Origin of the sequence: Parendozoicomonas callyspongiae (genome assembly GCF_023502345.1) — a bacterium.
Lineage (GTDB): Bacteria > Pseudomonadota > Gammaproteobacteria > Pseudomonadales > Endozoicomonadaceae > Sansalvadorimonas > Sansalvadorimonas callyspongiae.
The window spans coordinates 1-272 of sequence record NZ_JAMFLX010000176.1 but is presented as its reverse complement, the minus strand read 5'-3'; the positions used below and the strand labels follow the sequence as shown (position 1 = coordinate 272).

Annotated in this window: 1 protein-coding gene; it reads right to left on the bottom strand. The window is 52.6% G+C overall.

All coding sequences use genetic code 11. The features are described from left to right. On the bottom strand, nucleotides 1-272 hold a 272-nt coding region (locus M3P05_RS20825; protein WP_249702071.1), incomplete at both ends, for a hypothetical protein.

Below are 272 nucleotides of genomic sequence, written 5' to 3'. Positions count from 1 at the left end.
GTGCCCTTCCAGGGTGGTAATAGTTCCAACTTCCCCGGCCCTGTTGCTCAAATAGCGCAGCAGGGCACCTTGCCTGAGCACGTCCTGCATAACCCATGCCCGCTCTTTCTCAGTAAAATACTTTTCCAGCCACCGCCCGAAAGGAGCCTCGGGCTGGCATTCGCGGGAAAATTTTGACGGCATGCTTTTACGGAATCGGGACTGAATTTTCGGGCTGCTGTGGTAATATTTTTCCACCAGATCACTGGTCAGACATTGATTCTGGCTGATTC